The organism is Pseudomonas sp. CH235 (genome assembly GCF_004368175.1).
In the GTDB taxonomy this organism is placed as follows: Bacteria; Pseudomonadota; Gammaproteobacteria; order Pseudomonadales; family Pseudomonadaceae; genus Aquipseudomonas; species Aquipseudomonas paraglycinae.
Genome location: NZ_RRZJ01000005.1, coordinates 18898 through 35462 on the forward strand (window position 1 = coordinate 18898; position 16565 = coordinate 35462).

The 16565-nt window shown below is 62.3% G+C and carries 18 protein-coding genes; 13 read left to right on the plus strand and 5 right to left on the minus strand.

Annotation, left to right across the window (positions count from 1 at the left end):
• Positions 1-128: 128 nt before the first annotated feature.
• The 9 genes from EIY71_RS07220 to EIY71_RS07260 all read left to right on the plus strand — a co-directional run bounded on the left by EIY71_RS07220 (position 129) and on the right by EIY71_RS07260 (position 7412).
• Positions 129-1004 carry an alpha/beta fold hydrolase gene (locus tag EIY71_RS07220; RefSeq protein ID WP_134021141.1) on the plus strand — a complete coding sequence of 292 codons (876 nt, stop codon included), beginning with the start codon at positions 129-131 and terminating at the stop codon, positions 1002-1004.
• A gap of 255 nt (positions 1005-1259) precedes the next feature.
• Positions 1260-2462, plus strand: a complete 1203-nt coding sequence (locus tag EIY71_RS07225; protein ID WP_134021144.1) for a PepSY domain-containing protein — start codon at positions 1260-1262, stop codon at positions 2460-2462.
• Complete coding sequence (locus EIY71_RS07230; RefSeq protein ID WP_102686428.1) at positions 2459-2998, plus strand: thiamine pyrophosphate-binding protein; 540 nt, start codon at positions 2459-2461, stop codon at positions 2996-2998. Before EIY71_RS07225 ends, EIY71_RS07230 begins: the two co-directional genes overlap by 4 nt.
• Positions 2995-3336: a hypothetical protein gene (locus tag EIY71_RS07235; protein WP_102686429.1), complete on the plus strand. Its 342-nt coding sequence runs from the start codon at positions 2995-2997 to the stop codon at positions 3334-3336. Before EIY71_RS07230 ends, EIY71_RS07235 begins: the two co-directional genes overlap by 4 nt.
• A complete protein-coding gene (locus EIY71_RS07240) occupies positions 3333-3908 on the plus strand; it encodes a DUF6162 family protein (RefSeq protein ID WP_085744925.1) in 576 nt (191 codons plus the stop codon). The genes EIY71_RS07235 and EIY71_RS07240 overlap by 4 nt, the downstream gene beginning before the upstream one ends.
• 35 nt (positions 3909-3943) lie before the next feature.
• Complete coding sequence (locus EIY71_RS07245) at positions 3944-4873, plus strand: metal ABC transporter substrate-binding protein (RefSeq protein ID WP_134021147.1); 930 nt, start codon at positions 3944-3946, stop codon at positions 4871-4873.
• Positions 4870-5613, plus strand: a complete 744-nt coding sequence (locus EIY71_RS07250) for a metal ABC transporter ATP-binding protein (protein WP_134021149.1) — start codon at positions 4870-4872, stop codon at positions 5611-5613. Before EIY71_RS07245 ends, EIY71_RS07250 begins: the two co-directional genes overlap by 4 nt.
• Entirely contained in the window at positions 5613-6512 is a 900-nt protein-coding gene (locus EIY71_RS07255; RefSeq protein WP_033059198.1) for a metal ABC transporter permease, read from the plus strand. The genes EIY71_RS07250 and EIY71_RS07255 overlap by 1 nt, the downstream gene beginning before the upstream one ends.
• Positions 6513-7412 carry a metal ABC transporter solute-binding protein, Zn/Mn family gene (locus EIY71_RS07260; protein WP_134021152.1) on the plus strand — a complete coding sequence of 300 codons (900 nt, stop codon included), beginning with the start codon at positions 6513-6515 and terminating at the stop codon, positions 7410-7412.
• A 208-nt stretch (positions 7413-7620) separates the two neighbouring features.
• Here the strand turns inward: EIY71_RS07260 and EIY71_RS07265 are convergent, their stop codons facing one another.
• The 5 genes from EIY71_RS07265 to EIY71_RS07285 all read right to left on the minus strand — a co-directional run bounded on the left by EIY71_RS07265 (position 7621) and on the right by EIY71_RS07285 (position 12079).
• Positions 7621-7845 (minus strand): MbtH family protein, encoded by a 225-nt coding sequence (locus EIY71_RS07265; protein ID WP_007917715.1) that lies wholly within the window; start codon positions 7843-7845, stop codon positions 7621-7623.
• Between the two features lie 83 nt (positions 7846-7928).
• Positions 7929-9341 (minus strand): aspartate aminotransferase family protein, encoded by a 1413-nt coding sequence (locus tag EIY71_RS07270; protein WP_085744929.1) that lies wholly within the window; start codon positions 9339-9341, stop codon positions 7929-7931.
• Positions 9342-9483: 142 nt separating this feature from the next.
• The gene (locus EIY71_RS07275; protein WP_102686434.1) at positions 9484-9969 is read right to left on the minus strand and encodes a GNAT family N-acetyltransferase; all 486 of its coding nucleotides are present in this window, start codon (positions 9967-9969) and stop codon (positions 9484-9486) included.
• A gap of 107 nt (positions 9970-10076) precedes the next feature.
• Positions 10077-11399: an ATP-binding protein gene (locus EIY71_RS07280; RefSeq protein WP_085744931.1), complete on the minus strand. Its 1323-nt coding sequence runs from the start codon at positions 11397-11399 to the stop codon at positions 10077-10079.
• A complete protein-coding gene (locus tag EIY71_RS07285; RefSeq protein WP_064378569.1) occupies positions 11399-12079 on the minus strand; it encodes a response regulator in 681 nt (226 codons plus the stop codon). The genes EIY71_RS07280 and EIY71_RS07285 overlap by 1 nt, the downstream gene beginning before the upstream one ends.
• Before the next feature lie 312 nt (positions 12080-12391).
• Here EIY71_RS07285 and EIY71_RS07290 point away from each other — a divergent pair, with 312 nt between their 5' ends.
• The 4 genes from EIY71_RS07290 (at position 12392) to dsbG (ending at position 16536) form a co-directional block, all read left to right on the plus strand.
• Complete coding sequence (locus EIY71_RS07290; RefSeq protein ID WP_085744932.1) at positions 12392-13063, plus strand: hypothetical protein; 672 nt, start codon at positions 12392-12394, stop codon at positions 13061-13063.
• A gap of 124 nt (positions 13064-13187) precedes the next feature.
• Positions 13188-14918, plus strand: coding sequence for a protein-disulfide reductase DsbD (gene dsbD, locus EIY71_RS07295; protein WP_085744933.1), 1731 nt, complete (start codon positions 13188-13190; stop codon positions 14916-14918).
• Positions 14918-15790 carry a TlpA disulfide reductase family protein gene (locus tag EIY71_RS07300; RefSeq protein ID WP_064378572.1) on the plus strand — a complete coding sequence of 291 codons (873 nt, stop codon included), beginning with the start codon at positions 14918-14920 and terminating at the stop codon, positions 15788-15790. The genes dsbD and EIY71_RS07300 overlap by 1 nt, the downstream gene beginning before the upstream one ends.
• Complete coding sequence (dsbG, locus tag EIY71_RS07305) at positions 15766-16536, plus strand: thiol:disulfide interchange protein DsbG (protein ID WP_007955786.1); 771 nt, start codon at positions 15766-15768, stop codon at positions 16534-16536. Before EIY71_RS07300 ends, dsbG begins: the two co-directional genes overlap by 25 nt.
• Positions 16537-16565 lie beyond the last annotated feature (29 nt).

The following is a 16565-nucleotide window of genomic DNA, read 5'->3' on the forward strand; positions in this document are numbered from 1 at the left end:
CCATTCCCGCGCAGCGCGCGGGGATGGGCGAACACGATTCATGAACCGTCGAACCACGCTTCACCTCTTGTCATGAACGCCCGGCGATTTCAGGATGCAGGCCACTCGCCTGAATAAAGGATCACCCGATGTTTGCCGGATTCGTCAAAGACCAGCGCCACGTCAACGGTGTGGACATCAGCTACCGCCTCAAAGGCAGCGGCCCGGGCCTGCTGCTGTTGCACGGGCACCCGCAGACCCACGTCATCTGGCACAAGATCGCCGAGCAACTGGCGGAGCACTTCACGGTGATCGCCGCCGACCTGCGCGGTTATGGCGACAGCAGTCGCCCGCCGGCCGATGAGGCTCACCTCAACTATTCCAAACGCGAGATGGCTCGCGACGGCGTGGAATTGATGAAGGCGTTGGGCTTCGAGCAGTTCTCGATCCTTGCCCATGACCGTGGTGCGCGGGTTGCCCATCGCCTGGCGCTCGATCATCCCGAGGTTGTACAGCGCATGGTCCTGCTCGACATCGCGCCGACCCTGGCAATGTACAGCCAGACCAACGAAGCCTTTGCCCGGGCCTACTGGCACTGGTTCTTCCTGATCCGCCCGGCGCCGTTGCCGGAAACTTTGATCGAAGCCGATCCCGAAGGTTATCTGCGCAGTGTCATGGGCAGCCGCAGCGCCGGGCTTGCACCCTTTACCGACGAGGCATTCAGCGAATACCGGCGTTGCCTGGAACGTCCCGGCAGTGCTCGGGGGATCTGCGAGGATTACCGCGCCAGTGCCGGCATCGACCTGGAACATGACCGCGCCGACCTTGCTGTCGGCCGTCATCTGAACCTGCCGTTACTCGTGCTGTGGGGCGCCGGGGGCACCGTCGGTCGCTGCTTCGATCCGCTCAAGGAATGGCAACAGGTTGCCACCGACGTACGGGGCAACGCGCTGCCAGCCGGGCATTACCTCGCCGAAGAAGTGCCCGAATTGTTGCTGGCCGAAGCACTCGAATTTCTCCGCTGATTCCCCCTCCTTCAATCCGGCGGCATGCGCAGCCGGACTGCTTCGCCTCCCCCGCAAAAAATCCGCCCACGCGACAGCCACCTGCAATCGCGAAACATTTACTTTCATATGTTTTATCGGGATTTGCTTCGGTCATCCGTCTTATAGAAATGCGGGCTGGTCGCGTAGGCAAAAGCCACGACCGGCCTTTCAGGGGACTCCCGTGCTGCGAAGCCCGTAGTACCGCTCCCTCTCACTGAAACAAGACCCGTCATCATGTCGAAGAAATCCCGCTCGAAACTGTGGTTCCTGGTACACAGCTGGCTAGCGTTGCCGATCTGGTTTTTCGTTCTGATCGTCTGCGTCACCGGCACCCTGGCAGTGGTCAGCCAGGAAATCGTCTGGCTGGCCAACCCGCAAATGCGCGCCAGTGCCCCATCGGACGAAGCACCGTTGCTCAGCTACGATCAGGTCCTGGCCGCGATCAAGAAGGCCGAACCGCAGACCGTGGTGCAAAGCATCAGTCGTCCGGACGAATCGCACTTTGCCCTCGACGTCGAGGTCAGCTACCCCGACGGGCGTTCGCTGACGGTCTACGTCAACCCGTACACCGGGGTCATCCAGGGCCCCGCGCCAACCTTCAACTTCAAGGCGTTCACCCGCGCACTGCATGGCTGGTGGCTGGTGCCGTTCACCAACGGCTTCAGCTGGGGCTGGTATCTGGTGTCGTTCCTCGGCCTGCCGATGCTCGCTTCGCTGGTAACCGGGCTGGTGGTGTACAAGCGCTTCTGGAAAGGCTTTTTCCGCCCGACCCTGCGCATTCGCCACGGTGCGCGGATTTTCTGGGGCGACTTTCACCGCCTCAGCGGCATCTGGTCGATCTGGTTCATCGCGGTGATTTCCATTACCGGCGTGTGGTTCCTGATCCGCGCCCTGCTGTTCGACTTCCAGATTTCCATTTCCAGCGAACCGATCATCCCGGCGATGTCCAGGGAAAGTGTGCCGATCTCCGCCGACGGCACACCGCCACCGCGGATCAGTCTCGACTCGGCCATCGAGATCGCTCAACAAAAGATCCCGGGGCTGGAAGCCAGTTTCGTCAGCCTGCCCGGCAACGCCTACAGCCACATGAGTGTCGGTGGTCGTGGCTGGTATCCACTGATGTTCCAGACCGCCACGCTCAATCCTTACAACGGTGACATTGCCGCCTCGCGCCTGCTGTCCGACCGCTCCGCCCTGGAGTTCGTCACCGAATCGATGCGTCCGCTGCACACCGGCGATTTCGGCGGAATCTGGATCAAGCTGATCTGGTTCTTCTTCGGCCTGCTGCTGAGCATGATGGTTCTCAGCGGCCTGCTGATCTGGACCAAGCGCACCGCCCTGGCCACGCTCAACGCACTCAAACGCGAAGACAAGAGAAACCGCAAGGTCGCGCCGCGATCGACGTCCCGACATGAACCTTCGGAGGTGCGTCCGTGAGCCACATTGGAATAACACCACCGTCGCGCCTGAACCGGTTCTGGCACAAATGGCGTTTCCACCTCAACGTCCTGTTGCTGCTGATCCCGCTCGGTTTCATGCCCAAATACTTCGCCGATGCTTCGCTGTTTCGTGGTGACAGCGGACTGGGTGAACGGGAGATCGGCGAAATCCAGGTCGGCCCCTGGAGCCTGCGACTGGCCGAACTGCGCAATCAGGCCCCGATCCTGACCGGCCCCGCCGGCTACATGAAAGATTTCAGCGCCGCCCTCTGCGACGCCTGTGTCGACCACGTCAAGGCGACGTACCTGCGCATCGGCAAACCTCGCAGCCTGCGCGCGGCCGGGGTGATTTTCTTCGGCACGCCGTACCGCATGGGCACCCAGTTGCCGGTGCCGGAAAAAACCGCTGCCGACGCCGAACTGTGGATCACCATGGAAGGCTGGGACGGCAGCATGCACCAGGCCTCGATTCCGCTGCGCCAGGCCTCGCCTGCCACCCTCGCCTGGCTGAACAAACAAGGAGCCAAACCATGAGTCATGCCCAACGCCCCTTCCGCCTGCAGCTGAGCGCTGCCTTGGTGGTGCTGTCTGCCGGTTTCAGCACAGGCGCCCTGGCCCACAACCCGATGTGCGAGTGCAAGGCCATCGACGCCGAGCAGATCAAATGCACCGGCGGCTTCTCCGACGGCAGCGGCGCGCCGGGGGTAACCCTCGACGTGATCGGCTATGACGAAACCATTCTGGTGCCGGGCAAGCTCGGCGCCGACTCGACCCTGACCTTCAAGAAACCCGGCGCCGAGTTCTACGTGCTGTTCGACGCAGGTCCCGGCCACGTGGTCGAAATCGACCAAGCGGATATCGAAGCCCCATGACCACGCCGACCACCCAGGTTGTACGCCCGGCCGGTGCCGGGCACGAAACCCTCAATGTGCTGCTGATGTGTCTGTTGATCCTCACCGTCGCCGGATCGGTAGTCGCATGGCGCGGCGTTTCCCACGAACCGGAGCCGGTTTCCAGCCATCAACTGGACGCCCGCCGCGACCTAGGCGCCAGCGAGCAAGGCATCTATGCGGATCTGCGGGTGACCCTCGACGAGATCCACCTGTTGCGCGAAGAACAGCAAACACTGCCGACCCCGCAGAACCTGGCGGACGAAGGTTTCGCCCCGTTTGCCCAGGACGCCAGTTCGGTCAGTCGTGGTGGTCATGCCTGGCAGTTGCTGGCCGACCGCGCCTACTTCGGCCACAGCCAGGCACCAGCCGTGGCCGGTTCGTTTCTGATGCGCCTCAACGTAGCCGACGACGCTGCGCCGGACATCTGGCTCAACCGCGCCACCGACCTGCAAGCGCCAGCAGACCTGTCCGACGCAGCGCTGTCCGCCGCCGGCTGGAAACAGATCGTCGCGCAATTCGATGCCGGGGTGACCCGCGAACATCGTCATTGAACCCTCGCCTTCATTCGAGAGAAGACCGCTTGCCCATGCCTAGTTCATCTCAACGCCGTCCTTTCCTGCGCCTGCTGCTGATCGGTCTGTGCGCCTGCCTGCTGAGCCCGCTGGCCAGCGCCGATCAGGCCAAGCGCCTGCGCATCGGCATCACCCTGCATCCGTATTACAGCTATGTGGCGAACATCGTCGGCGACAAGGCCGAGGTCGTGCCACTGATTCCCGCCGGTTTCAACCCGCACGCCTACGAGCCGCGCGCCGAAGACATCAAGCGCATCAGCGGGCTGGACGTGATCGTGCTCAACGGCGTCGGCCATGACGACTTCGCCGACCGCATGATCGCCGCCAGCGAAACGCCGAACATCAAGACCATCGAAGCCAACGAAAACGTGCCGTTGCTGGCCGCCACCGGGGTTGCTGCGCGCGGCGCCGGCAAAGTGGTGAACCCGCACACGTTCCTGTCGATCAGTGCCTCGATTGCCCAGGTCAACAACATCGCCCGGGAACTGGGCAAGCTCGACCCGGATAACGCCAAGACCTACACCCAGAACGCCCGCGCCTACGGCAAACGCCTGCGGCAGATGCGCGCCGACGCCCTGGCCAAACTGACCCAGGCGCCGAACGCCGAACTGCGAGTAGCCACGGTGCACGCCGCTTATGACTACCTGCTGCGCGAATTCGGTCTGGAAGTCACCGCCGTGGTCGAGCCGGCCCACGGCATCGAGCCGAGCCCGAGCCAGTTGAAGAAAACCATCGACCAACTGCGCGAGCTGGACGTGAAGGTGATCTTCTCCGAGATGGATTTCCCGTCCACCTACGTCGAAACCATCCAGCGCGAATCCGGTGTGAGGCTGTACCCGCTGTCGCACATTTCCTATGGCGAATACACCGCCGACAAGTACGAAAAGGAAATGACCGGCAACCTCAACACCGTGGTGCGGGCGATTCAGGAGTCCGGCGCATGACGGCTCAGGAAAACCTGTCGATAGCCAGCAGCGGCCCGACCCTGGATTTCGCCGACGTCAGCCTGACCCTCGGCCGCACGACGATCCTCGACAAAGTCACCTTCCAGGTGCAGCCCGGCAGCGTGCATGCGCTGGTCGGCCCCAACGGCGGTGGCAAGAGTTCGCTGATCAAGACCCTGCTCGGGCAGATGCCCCATCACGGCCGGCTCAGTCTGCAATGGCCCGGCGAACCCGGCACCATCGGTTACGTGCCGCAGGCGCTGGAATTCGATCGGGGTCTGCCGATGACCGTCGATGATTTTATGGCCGCCATGTGTCAGCGTCGCCCGGCCTTTCTCGGTTTGAGCAAACGCTACGCCGGCGCTATCGGTGATGCGCTGGAGCGGGTCGGCATGAAGGACAAGCGCAAGCGCCGGATGGGTGCGCTGTCCGGTGGCGAACGCCAGCGGGTACTGCTTGCTCAGGGCCTGATTCCGACACCGCAATTGCTGGTGCTGGATGAGCCGATGTCAGCCCTCGACGAAGCCGGGATCCAGGTGTTCGAACGCCTGCTCGGCGACTGGCGTGCGGCAGGCATCACGGTGCTGTGGATCGAGCACGATCTGGAAGCGGTCGGGCGTCTGGCCAATCGCGTCACCGGCCTCAACCGCCGCGTGCTGTTCGACGCCACACCGCAACAGGCCCTGACCCCGGAACGCCTGCTGACCCTGTTCTCGACCCATCCACGGAGCGCTGCCTGATGAGTTACGAAGCCTTTCGTTTGATGGTGCAAGGCTGGGCCTCTTCCGGTTACCTGCCGGAAGCCCTGGCCTATGGGTTTGTGGTCAACGCCTTGCTTGCCGGTCTGCTGATCGGCCCGGTGCTCGGTGGCCTCGGCACGCTGGTGGTGGTCAAGCGCTTCGCGTTTTTCTCAGAGGCGGTGGGTCACGCGGCGTTGACCGGCGTGGCCATCGGCATCCTGCTCGGCGAGCCCTACACCGGGCCGTACGGCAGCCTGTTCGGTTACTGCCTGCTGTTCGGCATTTTGCTCAACTACCTGCGCAACCGCACCGGTCTGGCACCCGACACATTGATTGGCGTGTTCCTATCCGTGTCTCTCGCTTTAGGCGCCAGCCTGCTGCTGATTCTGGCGGGCAAGATCAACGTGCACATTCTGGAAAACGTGCTGTTCGGCTCGGTGCTGACCGTCAACGGCAACGACCTGCTGGTGCTGGCGATTGTCGGCTCGCTGGTCATGGCGCTGGCCCTGCCGCTGTACAACCGGATCATGCTGGCCAGCTTCAATCCGCAACTGGCGGCGGTGCGCGGCGTCGCGGTGAAGACCCTGGATTACCTGTTCGTGATTCTGGTGACGCTGATTACGGTTGCTGCAGTGAAAGTCATCGGTGCGATTCTGGTCGGTGCGCTGCTGGTGATTCCGGCGGCGGCAGCACGTCTGCTCAGCCAGTCGCTCAAAGGCTTTTTCTGGTGTTCGGTGCTGATTGCCACGATCAGCACGCTGTGCGGGATTCTCGCGCCGATCGTGTTCGACCTGCCGATTCCGTCCGGCGCCGCGATCATCCTGGTCGCCGGTATCGCCTTCGCCCTCGCCGCGATTGCCCGGGGCGTCGTCCCCAGTCTGAAAGGGAACCTTGGATAAATGGCTTTTTCATTACGAAAACTGACTCTGGCCATCGCCCTCAGCGGTGCAGTTTCAAGCCCTCTGCTGGCTGCCGAGAAACCGTTGCGAGTGCTGGCCTCGTTGCCCATCACTTATGGTCTGGGTGAAGTCCTGCTCAAGGGCACCGACATCAGCCTCGAACGTGCGGCGCCAGCGAATCTGCCGGGCAGCCGCCAGACCGCCTATTTCACCGGTCGCGGCGCCCCGGCGCTGAGCAAACTGGCCACTGGCGCCGATGCCGTGATCGGCGTGCGCTCGCTGTGGGCCGATGACCCGCTGTATCCGATCGCCCGCCGCAGCAACATCCGCATCGTCGAAGTCGACGCTGCCCGCCCGGTGGACGGCGCCCTGCCCGGCATTGCCGTGCAACCGGGGCTCAAGGTCGACGGTTTGAACAGCCAGCCGTGGCTGGCGAGCAACAACATGGGGCGCATGGCCGACGTGATGGCGGCGGACCTGGTGCGCCTGGCACCGAAGGACAAACCGAAGATCGAGGCCAATCTGGCGGCACTGAAACAGCGCCTGCTGAAACTCAGTGCCGACAGCGAGGCGCGTCTGGCCAGTGCCGACAACCTGAGCGTGATGAGCCTGAGCGATCACTTCGGTTACCTGATCGGCAGCCTCAATCTGGAATTGATCGGACAGGATGCCCGCGCGGATGCCGAATGGACGCCGGAGGATCTGAAAAAACTCACCGCCACCCTGAAAGACAATGACGTGGCAGTGGTGCTGCACCATCGGCAGCCGTCAGACGCGGTGAAAGCGGCGATTGCCGAATCGGGCAGTCATCTGCTGGTGCTGAGCACCGATGCAGCGGATCCGGTGGCAGAGCTGGAAGGCAATGTGGATGTCCTGCTCAAGGGCCTGAGCGGCGCCTAAGGCCAGTTGCCCCCCCGTTGATCGTTCCCACGCTCCGCGTGGGAATGCAGCCCGGGACGCTCCGCGTCCCTTGCGAAGCGGACGCGGAGCGTCCAATGAGGCATTCCCACGCAGAGCGTGGGAACGATCACCGTCTGGGTGGGAACGATCGACATGAAAAAACCCGCTGACCGTTCCCGGTTCAGCGGGTTTCTTTTTGCCTGAAGACTTACTGTGCAGCCGCTTGCGCTTCCATCTTCTGGCGCAGGCTCAGCGGACGCATGTCGGTCCAGACTTCTTCGATGTAGGCCAGGCATTCCTTTTTCAGGCCACTCTTGCCGACGGTGCGCCAGCCTTCCGGCACGGCCTTGTAGTCCGGCCAGATCGAATACTGCTCTTCGTGGTTGACCACGACTTGAAAGAGGATGTCCTCGCGGTCGAATACTGACGTCATGCTGTGTCTCCATCGCTGTAAGGGTGGGCTGCACGACGGGTGCAGCCGGGTATGTAGAAAGAACGTTCGACGCGGCGAAAAATTTACAGGCCGGCGGTCGCGGCGCTCAACGCACGGCCGAAGATCTCGGCGACGCGGTCGATTTCCGCGGCGGTGATCACCAGCGGCGGCAGGAATCGCACCACCGCACCATGCCGACCGCCCAGCTCCAGAATCAGCCCGCGCTTGAGGCATTCGCGCTGAACCAGCGGCGCCAGACGCGCAAACGCCGGTGGATGGCCCAGTGCGTCCGGCGTGCCGTTCGGATCGACCAGTTCGACACCGAGCATCAGGCCACGACCGCGAATGTCGCCCAGCTGCGGGAAGTCACGCTGCAGGATGTGCAGATGCTCGCTCAGGCGTTCGCCCATGGCGGCGGCGTGTTCGCAGACCTTGTGCTCGACCAGGTAACGCATCACGGCAGAGCCGGCGGCCATCGCCATCTGATTGCCACGGAACGTACCGGCGTGGGCGCCCGGCTGCCAGGTGTCGAGCCAGTCGCGATAAACCACCACGGCCAGCGGCAGGCTGCCGCCGATGGCTTTGGACAGCACCACCACGTCCGGGGTGATGCCGGCGTGCTCGAAGGCAAACATCTTGCCGGTACGGGCGAAACCGCTCTGGATTTCGTCGATGATCAATGCGACGCCGGCCTTCTCGGTGATGCGGCGCAGACCGCGCAGCCACTCGATGTCAGCCGGGATCACACCGCCCTCGCCCTGCACCGCTTCAACGATGACTGCGGCCGGCAATTGCACGCCGGCCTCGGGATCATTGAGCAGGTTTTCCAGGTAACTCAGGTTGGCCTTCACACCCGCCGCGCCACCGAGGCCGAACGGGCAGCGGTAGTCGTACGGGAACGGCATGAATTGCACGCCGGTGCTGAGCAATGCGCCCAACGGTTTCTTCGGACCGAGGCTGCCCATCAGACTCAAGGCGCCCTGGCTCATGCCGTGATAACCGCCGGAAAACGACAGTACGGTGCTGCGCCCGGTGGCGGTGCGCACCAGTTTCAGCGCAGCTTCCACGGCGTCGGTGCCGGTCGGGCCGCAGAACTGGATTTTCGCTTCCTTGGCCAATGCTGGAGGCAGCAGGCCGAACAGGTCCTGAACGAATTGGTCTTTCACCGGCGTGGTCAGGTCCAGGGTGTGCAGCGGCAGCTCATCGGCCAGCACCTGCTGGATCGCCTCGATCACCACCGGGTGGTTATGCCCCAGCGCCAGAGTGCCGGCACCGGCCAGGCAATCGATGAAGGTACGGCCTTCGACGTCTTCGACGTACAGGCCCTTGGCGCGCTTCAGTGCCAGCGGAATTCGGCGCGGGTAGCTGCGGGCATTGGATTCCTGCTGGCTCTGCCGGGCCAGCAACGGTGATTCATTGAACTGATACAGCGTTTCAGCCGGCGCGGAGGCGATCCGGGCCGACGACTCTTCAATAAGACTGGTGGCGACTGACATCTCTCGACCCCTCAATACGCTATGGATAGTGACCAAAACTGCACACCGGGCAGGTGCGCGTTCCGGTCGCGGGGCGCACATGCAGGTTTTCCTGTTCTGGAAACGCACCAGCGTGTCGAGGATTTACACCCTTGATCGAATGTCAGGCCGACAATGCCAGCGGCTTGTGCATCGGCAGGCTCAAAACGCCGTGATGCGTGAAGGCAGACGCCGCTTCGCGATACCCCAGGCGCCGGTAGAACGCCTCGCCGGTTCGCGTGCTGGCGAGCGTGACGCAAGGCCGGCCGCGAATCCTCAGCCAACCCTCGAGATCGCCCACCAGCGCGCGGCCCGCGCCCCGACGAAACCACTCCGGCTGCACATGACAAAACGTGATCTCGCCATTGGCGGCGGCCATGCCGACCCCGACCGGCTTATCGTGAAGAAGCGCGATATTCAGATAGAGATGCGGATCGGCGAGCCAGCCGCTGATGTGTTCCGCCGATTGTCGGCGAACCCAGCGGTCGACCAGTTGGGGATCGTTGCGATGATCGAGCGCGCAACCGACACGGATCGAGCGCTCGAGAATCCGGCTGATGATGCCGGCGTCGGCGGATGTGGCGGGACAGATGTGGATGGGTGCTTCCATGGCGCTGTTTCCCTCAATCCATTGAGTCAAAGGCAGGGGCGACAATAACGTCGCGGCCGGCGGATGACTAATGGAGAGAGGTTACATTTGATGTGCCTGGCAACCTTTCAGACCGGTTGCAGCGGCATCGTCAGCTCGACCCGCAAACCATCCGGGCGGCTGTCGAAATGCAGGGTGCAGGCGCAGCGCTGAACGATGGCCTGGACAATCGCCAGCCCCAGTCCGCAGCCGGTGCTCTGGCCGTTGCGCCAGAAGCGCTGGGTCAAGTGTTGCAGATCGTCCGGGGCAATGCCCGGCCCATGATCGCGCACCACGAAACGCACACGATTGGCGATGGTTTCCAGGCTCAACTCCACCGCGCCGTCGGTCGGCGTGTGGCGCAGGGCGTTGTCCAACAGATTACGCAGAGCCGCGATCGACAGCACCGCCGGCATTTGCAGGGGCGCATCGGACAATCGCTCAGGCAGGTGCAGCTTGATGCGCTGGCGCTGGTCACTGGCCGAATCCTGAATCGCCAGTTTCGCCACCTGTTCGGCGCTGCACTGCACACCGTCGTCGAACGACAGACTGCCCTCGACCCGCGCCAGCAACAGCAATTGCTCAAGGGTCCGGTGCAGGCGGTCGGCGCCCTCCTCGGCCCGGGCCAGGGACTGATCGCGGGCACTGCCTTCGGTCATGCGCGCCACTTGCAGGTGGGTCTTGATCGCCGTCAGCGGGCTGCGCAGTTCATGGGCGGCATCGCCGGTCAGGCGACGTTCGCGTTCGATGGTCTTGCCGATGCGCTGGAACAACTGATTCTGGGTTTCGAGCAGCGGTTTCAATTCGCTGGGGAATGACTGCAACTGCAAAGGTTCGAGCGAATCCGCGTTGCGACGCATCAAGGCTTCACGCAAGCGATTGAGCGGCGCCAGGCCCTGACCGATCCCCAGCCACAACAGGCACAGGCAGCCGAGCAGCGCCACGCCCACCGGCACCGAGGCCGCCAGCAGGATCGACATGTTCAGGGCTTCGCGCTCGATGACCCGGTCGGCAGTGGTAATTCGCACATCGCCCCGAGCCAGGGTGAAGCTGCGCCAAGGCGCGCCATCGATCATCTGATCGTGGAAACCCATTTTCTGCGCTTCCAGCGCCTGTTCCGGATTGTTGTGGCTGCGGGCAAGAATTTCCCCGCGCAACGAGCTGACCTGACAGGCCATGCCGCCGGGAATGTTCAGTTGCTCGGCGCTGAAGTGAGTGCCTTCGCCTTTGCTCGGGATGGCCGGCAATTGTTCCAGCAATCCGGCGACCATCCGCGCCGACGCCACCAGGCGCTGGTCGAGGGAAAACATCATCTGGTTGCGCAGGTCGCTGAGCATCCAGGCGGCCGCCAGGGCCCAGATCAGCGCGAACGCAGCGCCGAGAGTCAGGCTCAGACGCAGGCGCAGACTCATCACTTGTCAGTTTCTCCGCCATCGGCCGGGCCCAGGCGATAACCCAGACCGCGCACGGTTTCGACGATGCCCTTGCCCAGTTTGCTGCGCAGGTGATGGATGTGCACGTTGAGCGCATTGCTCTCCAGTTCATCGTTGAAACCGTAGACGCTGTCCTTCAACTGCTCGGTGGACAGCACCCGGCCACGGTTGTGCAGCAAGGCTTGCAGCAGGGATTGTTCACGACGGGACAGGTCCACCGGACGGCCCGCCAGCGTGGTTTCACGACTGCTCGGGTCGTAGGTCAGCGCACCGTGTTCGATCAGGTTGACACTGCGCCCGGCTACCCGGCGCAGCAGGGTTTGCAGACGCGCGAACAATTCGCGCAGATCGAAAGGCTTAAGCAGATAGTCATCGGCACCGGACTGCAAACCGTCGACACGGTCGGTGACCGAGTCCCGCGCGGTAAGGATCAGTACCGGAATCTCCAGGCCCTGCTGGCGCAGTTGCTGCAGCAGTTTGAGGCCATCTTCGTCCGGCAGGCCGAGATCGAGCACCATCACGTCGAACTCGGCAACCTTGAGAATCGCCCGCGCCTTGGAGGCGGTGTTGACGTGCTCGACCGTCAGGCCTTGCGCCGTCAGCCCGGCGACGATCCCGCTGGCGATCAACTCATCGTCTTCGCAAACCAGTACGTGCATGGGAGCTCCATGAGAAAAAACGCGATTCAAGCAGGAGAGGATTAAGCGGCAATTATGGACACTGCCCGCGCCAAGGAAAAGCATGATCCCGATGTATACGACTGCGGGCAATGGTTTTCTCAATAGCGATTATCGCGATGACAACTAAAAACCAACAGACAATAACTTATCAAGTTCAAAGCGACACAAATGGCAATCACATAATCAGTGCGCAAAAGTTATTTATCACGTTAACCTTCAACTGCAGAACATACAAACACCACACTTACTACAACACCGAACAACCAATTATCTATTCCAAGGAACTATCAAATGTCCAAACTCAACAACTTTGTTGCTATCGACTGGCGCTCCGGCCCTGACCGGATTTACTTTTTCTTCAAAGATACTGAAACCTTTTCCTGCTACAACAATGGCGACGAAGAAGTACCCGGCGAATATCCAAAACCGATCAAGGGGCACTGGGAAGGGTTCGATGCCTATGCCAAGCATCTGCGGTTCGGCTTCACCCAGACCCAGGCGGGCGACAAGGATATTGTCTGGTTATTCTTTTACAATGGTGATCGCCCGATGGTTTGCGCCTATAACCAGGACACCGGAAAGGCTGATGCCTTTTACAATCTTTCCAACTCCCTGTGGACGCCGATCCTGCCCTACTTCGACAGAATCGTTGCCGGTACTTGGCTGGAAGCCATCGGGTACAAAAATCTGTTTCGCTTCTTGTTGAATGACGGGACCCACTTGACGCTGGATACTGTAACGCGAAAAGTAAATCACCATCCAACAGCAGTACTGCCCGGACTTGAACTTTATAAAGATCGCCTTGTTACCGCGGCTCAGATTGATCCGACCTTTAGCGACAACCTCTGGTATATCTTCCTGACCAATGACCAGTTCGTGGTTTACAACATGCAGAAAGGCCGAGTCGAGGGTGGTGTGCACAACGTGAGCGGTACATTCGCCGGGCTGACACGGGGTCTCTGACTCCATCATTCGTTTGCAATACTGCAGCGTCTCGCAGGTTTGACGCATGGATATACCCGGTTAATCACCGGTTAATCGCCGCCGCCCATTGTGCCCCTCAATTGCACAGGGACAAGGCTCCTCCATGCGTCATTTTTTTCTATTGTTTGCACTGTTGATTTCGAGTCTGGCTCAGGCAGGGAATGATCCCTTTGCGTCAAAACCGGAGTTCCTGCCGGTCGACAAGGCATTCGTACTGACCTCTGAGCGTCTGGATTCCGGTGAGACCCAGCTGTTCTGGCAAATCGCCGACGGTTATTACCTGTACCAGAAGCGTCTGAAGTTCGATGGGCTGGCGACACAAAACGTCCCGGCCCTGCCGGAGGGCGAGTCCCACAGCGACGAGTATTTCGGCGAACAGCCGGTTTATCGTCAGGGTCTGGAACTGAAGATTCCCGCAGCCGCCACGGGCCAGATAAAGGTCAGCTATCAGGGCTGCGCCGACGCCGGCCTTTGCTATCCGCCACAAACCCGAGTGATCGACCTCGGCGGCAAAGCCGCAGCAACGACAGATGAAGCGCCGGATCAGGCACTGGCCAGCGGTCTGCAACAGCACTCGCTGGGCTGGAGTCTGCTGGTGTTCTTCGGCCTCGGTCTGCTGCTGGCCTTTGCTCCATGCTCATTGCCGATGCTGCCGATTCTGGCCGGCATGGTAGTCGGCAGCGGCGCCACGCCGCGTCGCGGTTTCGCGCTGGCCGGCAGTTATGTGGTTTGCATGGCGCTGGTGTATGCGGCGATGGGCGTCATCGCTGCGCTGCTGGGGGCGAACCTGCAGGCGTGGTTGCAGAACCCTTGGTTGCTCGGGACTTTTGCGGCCGTATTTGTGGTTCTGGCGCTGCCGATGTTCGGCTTCTTCGAGCTGCAATTGCCGGTGGCCCTGCGGGATCGACTGGAACATGCCTCGCGCAGTCAACGCGGTGGCAGTCTGGTCGGCGCGGGCGTACTGGGCGCGTTGTCCGGTCTGCTGGTCGGCCCATGCATGACCGCACCGCTGGCGGGCGCCCTGCTTTACATCGCGCAAAGTGGCAACGCGCTGCACGGCGGTCTGATTCTGTTTGCCCTCGGGATCGGCATCGGCGTACCGCTATTGTTGCTGGTAACCGTCGGCAATCGCTTCCTGCCCAAACCCGGCGCGTGGATGAACCTGCTCAAGGGCGTGTTCGGTTTCCTGTTCCTCGCCACCGCGCTGCTGATGCTGCGTCCGGTGCTGGATCCGTCGCTGTGGCTGGGTCTGTGCGGCGCGCTGCTGTTGATCGCCGCTTACAGTGCCTGGAAACAGTCAGAAGGCTTCGGTCGCGTGGCGCAGTTGTTCGGTGCCGGTTCGCTGTTGCTGGGTCTGTGGGGCAGTCTGCTGGTGGTCGGTGCGGCGGGTGGCAGTGACGATCCGTATCAGCCGTTGCAGGTGTACAGCGCCGGCCGTGTCGGATCTGCGGCGCCCAGCGGCCACGAAGCCTTCACGACGATCAAGGATCCCGCTGCCCTGCAACGCGAGCTCGACACCGCCAAAGCGCAGGGCCAGTGGGTGCTGCTCGATTACTACGCCGACTGGTGCACGTCGTGCAAAGTCATGGAGAAACAGGTGTTCGGCCAGGCACGGGTGATGCAGGCCCTGAGCGATGTGCGCTTGCTCCGACTCGACGTCACCGCCGACAATGCCGCCAGCCGCGAACTGCTCGGCCGTTATAAAGTGCCGGGGCCACCGAGTTTCGTGTGGATCGGCGCCGACGGCGAAGAGCGCCGCAGCCAGCGCATCACCGGCGAGGTCGATGCCGATACTTTCCTGCAACGCTGGACCACCACCCGAGACGCCCGTTAATGCTGACCTTCACCCTCGGCACCTTTGCCATTGCACTCAATCACCTGCTGCTGATCAGCGCTCTGGCGCTGGCAACCTTCGTCGGCTGGCGGGTGGCCAAGCGCGGTGGCGATAACCCCGAGTCGGCGCTGTTCAGCCTGTTTCTGCTCGGCATGCTGGCGGCGCGCATGGCGTTTGTCGCCATGTACTGGGGGCACTATCGCAACGATCTCTGGCAGATCATCGACTTGCGCGACGGCGGTTTTCTCGCCTGGCCGGGGGTGATCGTGCTGTTGCTGGCGGCGCTGTATCGCGGCTGGCGCCGGCCGGGTTTGCGTCGACCGCTGGGCTTCGGCGTGGTCAGCGGCGTGGCGTTCTGGGTGCTGGCGACCCTGTCGCTGAACATCTACGAGCAAGGCACACGCCTGCCGGACATCACCCTGCGCAACGCCGCCGGGGAAACCGTGAAACTCACCGACTATCAGGGCGGGCCGCTGGTGATCAATCTGTGGGCCACCTGGTGCCCGCCGTGCCGACGGGAAATGCCGGTGCTGGAAAACGCCCAGCAACAACGCCCGGACCTGACGTTCCTGTTCGTCAACCAGGCCGAAAGCATGCAAAGCGTTGCGACTTTTCTCGAAACCCAGGGCCTGAGCCTGAACAACGTGCTGTTCGACCGCAGCGGACGTCTCGGCCAGGCCGTGGGCTCCATGGCCCTGCCGACTACCCTGTTCTATAGCCCGGACGGTCGCCTGCTGGGCAGCCATCTGGGCGAGTTGTCGAACGCCAGCCTGGCCCGCGCCCTGGAAAACTTCGATACCCCGGCTTCCAGTCCGAACCCGGCCACCTCTTCTTCAAGGAAACTGCCATGCCCCGCCTCCGCCACCTGCTGACACTGACCATGAGCGCAGCCCTGCTGCACTTGCCGTCGGTCCAGGCCGCCGAAGAACTGCCTGAAGCGATCAAGAAGATCGAAGCCAAGGGCGCGAAAATCGTCGGCCAGTTCGACGCGCCGGACGGCTTGCGCGGTTACGCCGCGCAATACCAGAACCGCGGCATGGCGCTGTACCTGACGCCGGACGGCAAGCATGTGCTGCTGGGCAACCTGTACGACGCCGACGGCAATGACCTGAGCAGCGCGCCGCTGCAAAAACTGGTCTACGCGCCGATGGCCAAGGAAGTCTGGGCCAAGTTCGAAGCAAGCAACTGGATTCAGGACGGCAACAAGGATGCGCCGCGCACGGTGTATCTGTTCAGCGACCCGAACTGCCCGTACTGCAACATGTTCTGGGAACAGGCCCGTCCATGGGTCAAGGCCGGCAAGGTGCAGTTGCGGCACATCATGGTCGGCATCATCCGCGAAGACAGCCCGGCCAAATCCGCCGCCCTGCTCGCCGCCAAAGACCCGAGCAAGGCCCTGGAGGATCATGAGAAGGCCGGCAAGGCCAGCACCCTCAAGGCCTTGAAGGACATTCCGGTCGCCGTGCAGACCAAACTCGCGGCGAACATGCAGTTGATGGAAGACCTGGACTTGCAGGCCACCCCGGCGATCTTCTACATGGACGACAAGGGCGAGCTGCAACAACAGCAAGGCGCGCCGACGCCGGACAAACTGGCGAAGATTCTCGGCCCGAAATAAAAAAACGCCCACGCAATGCGTGGGCGTTT